This is a genomic window from uncultured Gimesia sp. (genome assembly GCF_937910335.1).
Classification (GTDB): Bacteria; Planctomycetota; Planctomycetia; order Planctomycetales; family Planctomycetaceae; genus Gimesia.
This window is the reverse complement of the sequence record NZ_CALEMX010000401.1, coordinates 1-4,947: the sequence shown is the minus strand read 5'-3', so window position 1 is coordinate 4,947 and position 4,947 is coordinate 1. Positions and strand designations below refer to the sequence as shown.

3 protein-coding genes are annotated in these 4,947 nt (G+C 45.4%); 1 reads left to right on the top strand and 2 read right to left on the bottom strand.

What is annotated here, in order from left to right:
* Positions 1 to 1,911: tetratricopeptide repeat protein (locus tag Q0668_RS15815; RefSeq protein WP_298866399.1), on the bottom strand; the 1,911-nt coding region annotated here is incomplete at its 3' end.
* 378 nt (positions 1,912 to 2,289) lie between these two features.
* Here Q0668_RS15815 and mntR point away from each other — a divergent pair.
* Positions 2,290 to 2,709, top strand: a complete 420-nt coding sequence (gene mntR / locus Q0668_RS15810; protein WP_298866397.1) for a manganese-binding transcriptional regulator MntR — start codon at positions 2,290 to 2,292, stop codon at positions 2,707 to 2,709.
* A 39-nt stretch (positions 2,710 to 2,748) separates the two neighbouring features.
* On the opposite strand, the gene Q0668_RS15805 is transcribed toward mntR, so the two are convergent.
* A partial coding sequence (locus Q0668_RS15805) for a hypothetical protein (RefSeq protein ID WP_298866395.1) occupies positions 2,749 to 4,947 on the bottom strand: 2,199 nt, incomplete at its 5' end.

Sequence of the window (4,947 nt, the reverse complement as noted above, 5' to 3'; positions counted from 1 at the left end):
CTCCTTGTCAATTTTAAGGCTTTGTTCATACTGGCTGCGTGCCTCGGTAAGGTTCTCCTCTTTCAGAAAAATATCCCCCAGCTTACTGTACGAAATGGAGAGTTCGCGCTGGGCACTTGCATTGGTCTTGTCGGCGGCCACTAACTCCTTGTCAATTTTAAGGCTTTGTTCATACTGGCTGCGTGCCTCGGTAAGGTTCCCCTCTTGCAGTAAAATATCCCCCAGATTGTTGTACGAAATGGAGAGGCCGCGCTGGTCACCTGCATCGGTCTTGTCGGCGGCTGCTAACTCCTTGTGAATTTTGAGGCTTTGTTCATACTGGCTGCGTGCCTCGGTAAGTTTCCCCTCTTGCAGGAAAATATTCCCCAGCCTTTCATACAAAACGGAGAGGTCGCGCTGGGCACCTACATTGGTCTTGTCGGCGGCCGCTAACTCCTTGAGAATTTTAAGGCTTTGTTCATACTGGCTGCGTGCGTCGGTAAGGCTCCCCTCTTTCAGTAAAATATCCCCCAGAATGCTGTACGAAATGGAGAGGCCGCGCTGGGCAGTTGTGTTCTTGCGGGCATGGATTGCGTAAAGAATTGCGTAGTAGTGTGACTTTTCTGCGTGCGGGCGGGCGGCTTGGGGGCCACGGCTTACAAAAAGATGATCCGTTATATCCGCATGCGCCAGATATCCCAGATGCCACACTTCGTTCCAGCCGGGGTGATAATTGAGGATGAATTCACACCTTTCCACTGTGTTATTCAAATTCCCTTTTAAGTAATACCCATTGGCGGCAGCTAAGGCGGCAGTTAATTTAATTTTTAATTTATTTTGTTGATTTCGTACGAGTGCTTCAACGTCTCTTCTTTCATCCTTTTTTCCGATTCTCTCGTAATACTTGAGAGCCTCATCAAGTCCCTGATCTCCAACAATCCGGTTAAACTCAAGGGTAGTTTTCGATACATTTCCAGAAAGATAACCTTCCTGCGCCGCCTTGACGGCCGCTTCAACTTGTTCCTGCCGTTTAGCATGTTTCTCTTCCGCCCTTTTTTTCCCCTTCAAGCGTTTTTCCCAATCCTTAATCGCGTCGACTTTTTTCAAGTCCTCTGCATGCGTCCGCCTGGCCACCTTCATTAATCCCGCACGGTAATCTTCGATATCCCATTCTTTATTAGGTTTCTTTACCTCCGTGGCAATCTGGTCAATTCCTTCCTGATGTTCTTTCATAGTCGCAGCAAAGTAAACACCTCCTGCGATCAACATCAGCACCACTATAGCCAATGTGCCTGCTACCCATTTCTGCCAGGATTTGAATGCGATTGTTAATCGTGCCAGATCATCCTTCAAACTGTTAAGCTTTAAAGCCAGGCCATCATCCGAATCCACCGCATGCACAATTTGCCCTTCCGCCTCCAACCGCCGACGATAGGCAATTTGTAAATCTCGTCGTTCTTTCTGATACGCGGCTGCCTCTTCGTTTGAAAGGTTCATTTCCGGGTCAGGCAAATCGAGTTGCGATTCTTCCGCGCTCGTACTACATGCCTGATGCGCATGAATGACCCAGATCTCTTTCTTCTGTTGCTTTGCATAAAAATATTCAAACTGCGTGAACGAGCAACGACCAAACTCAGGATCCGGAATCGGCGGCTCGTAGCCGTAGGCATTGCCTACAATTTGAATCAAACCATCGCAACTGTCGATTTTTGTTTTGAGCATCTCCCGCAGTTCACCCGGTGAGGTGGAGAAGGTATCTTGCACAACCGGCTCGTACCCCAGGCCCGAAAGAATAAGTGCAACCTGTTTACGAAGTTCAAGAAACTCCGCAGAGACAGCTGAAATAAAAATACGCGGCTTCATGGTTCGTGCTATTTCCAACAAAGTAAGAGCAATCGCGTCATAGAAAGAGGTGTGTTTTTTAGCATACAAAACACCCGTCCAGTCCGCAATCGTTTTCTGTTAGATCGTAATGCCGGAAATGCAAAGCGAGAATGAGCATGGCAAAGCTCTATTTGCTGACGAACAGTTTGTATTAACGCGGGTGGATAAATGCGGGTGAGAAAATTTGATTCAAATTTCGATTCACCGAACGAAGACAAAAGGGTTCGACCTCCATAATACATGAGTCTCAGAAATTGAAACCCTGATTCAAGCTGAAAAGATACTAAATCAAGTTTTTGTTTGTAATACAGAAATGTATTTCATTCATTGCCATCGCTTTCTCATTCTGCTTTGACTTCAAAATCTCCACAAATCACGGTAAGATATTGAACCGCAAAATTTTAATGAGACCAAAGGCGACACCGGATGGCGAAAAAGCAGAAACCGAAGAATCAGCATGAACGTACGCGTGTAGACCATGCTACGGAAATTGCCGAAGATTACGTCGAAGCGATTGCAGTACTGATCGAAGAGCAGGAGGTCTGCCGCGTTAAAGATTTGGCCGAACACTTCGCCGTGAGCCACGTTACCGTGAATCGCACCGTAGCCCGTCTGCAGCGCGACGGCTATATCACCACCGAGCCGTACAGTCCCGTGGAATTAACATCACAGGGAGCAAAACTGGCAAAAAATTCGCGCCGTCGTCATGAAATCGTATTGAGTTTTTTGATGGCGATGGGAGTCAGTGAAGAAACCGCAGCGACCGACGCCGAAGGCATCGAGCACCACGTCAGCCCCGAAACGCTCAGCGTGATGGAAGACTTCATTTCCAAGGCCCATCGCTAAGTCGCTACTGTTTCAACGCCCTTTGAATCGAGGGTGTTATTATTTCTTAGCCTCGGCTTCATTCGTCAGTGCTTCATGTTTGACGATGCATTTGTAAAATTTATTCCGTTTGAGTGCTCTGTCAATGGCACCCCGATTGAAGGGGCCCGTGGTCTTAAAGGTAAACTCTTTTTTCGCTGCATCAACCTTGAGAGATTTACGGTCAATCCAGGGAAAGCCTTTAATTGTGTCGACAGCACTGGTCTGTGGTTTCTTTCTGCCTCCATACAGGCCATATTGAATTGTGACGATTACGTTTTGATCCACGGGAACATTGGTGGTACCGGTTGGCGAGTTTGTCGTCGTACCTGAATCAGTGGCTAAGGCGGAACCAGCACCTGTGACGATGCCAATCCCCATTGGATGGGCCTTTTTATTGGTTTGGGGAAGCGTAGTATTCAGGTGTGTGACATTCAGTTTGAAATCATTCATTATCTTTACAACGTCAGCTATTTCTTCTTTTTCGATTCCCCCAATTCTCTGCCTGACACTGAATGTCCCCTGCTCGAAGTCCATCTTGAGTGAGTTGGGAATATAACGGTTTACACGCAACCAGAATTCATTAGTCTTGCTCCGAATATAATCCTCATCAGTTTGAGGACTTTTTTTATGATTATTAGTGAATTGGAAAAACAACGTTTTCTCAGATGAATCAGGGTCGTACTCCACTTCATGCACGGCAACAATTTCGTCCGCAATCTTCATGTTTGAATGCCAAGGAGAATTAGTAATAAGGTTGATCTGTTTGACCAGATCAGCCGGAGGAATCCGGTCGAGTTGAATTGCCAGCAGCATCTGACGGGGATCAATTTCTGTGGAATAGAAGATATAGTTGCTGAGGTCACTCTGAAAACTAGAATTCAATTTAAACTCTTCATCTTTTAAACTCCTTTGCACCGCGACGGGAATTTGACCATTCTTAAAAGTCTCGTTAGCAATCGTTATTTCATTGATCTTGAGCACAACAAGACGCATAGGCCTGCCCGGTGTTTGAAAGGGAGCCTTTGGTGGCCCAATAGAAATCGGTAGAGCCGATAGTTCAGTCTCATTAAAAACTGCAGTGCTGATCCGAATGCCTAGATCGGTTGCTGGCACATGATCCAGCTGAAATGTGACTGTGTGTTCAACAAAATTGACATCCAGTGTATCGGGGATATACCCAGTGACTTTATCTGACAGGGCGCTCATTAATCCAAAAAATACACTATTTCTATTTGAATTATAAAACTGAGAATATTGAATTATACCTGAATAATTATTCCCATAGGATAGGATTCGATAAGTAACTTGCGTCGGTTTCAGCTGTTCCGGAGTTCGTAATTCTTTGTTGGGATTATTCCAGGTATTATTAACTGGGATCACATTGACAGGCATGGATGGGATTTTATTAATTTTTGTGTACAGAAACTTCTCTGGATACTGATTCAGATGAATGGTCATCTTTCGGTATTCAAGATCCAGCTTCACAGTGTCAGGAATGTACTCCGATATCGATTGCTGAAGCTGGAAATTCAGCATCTCAGTTAATGCCTTAGCTCCCGCTGTTGGATCGATTGCGATCTGTTTTTCAAGTCCCGCTTCGATTTTCTTAATTTCAAAAGCAACACTGTGTTTCAGAGGTGCAGTTCCGCGGGCAGATTCCAGCTGCGCTTTCATCTGGATCGAAGCATCGTTTGGCAAATCTGCGACAGTAATCTTGTTTATGCCAAGATCGTTCATGTTTCTTACAATAAGTTCTGCATCATTCTGATCTGCCTGCAAGCGGATTTGTTTTTTATCCAGGTCAACATGTACGGAGCCCGGCTTAAAAGAACGGACATTGTCTTCCAATTTTCTTTCGATCCCGGAAGTAGCGCTATCCTTTATAGCCTTCTTAGAATTATTTGATATCCCGATGGCGAAATTTGCACTCGTTGAGAGTTTCACAATCTCGAATGTCAGAAATTTCGAATTCTCACCTTTCGTGCGAGCGACTGACTCTGTCGATGAGGCAGATTGTTTTGGCATTAGCGGTGTTGCAGTGGATTTGTAAGTATTTGAGACAGTAATCAACTGGTCTGGGATTTCGTTGAGTATTTCTGCCAGGTTTTCAGGAGGTGCCTGTTTAAGTTGTAATGAAACTTGCTTTTTGGAGAGGTCTACTATCAACCCGCATTTCCCAGATGACTTCCCTCGCTTTGGCACGTAATTTGCGCCATA

Bases quoted from the DNA above. Each gene is read 5' to 3' on its own strand.
- mntR (WP_298866397.1), top strand. From the start codon at position 2,290: ATGGCGAAAAAGCAGAAACCGAAGAATCAGCATGAACGTACGCGTGTA.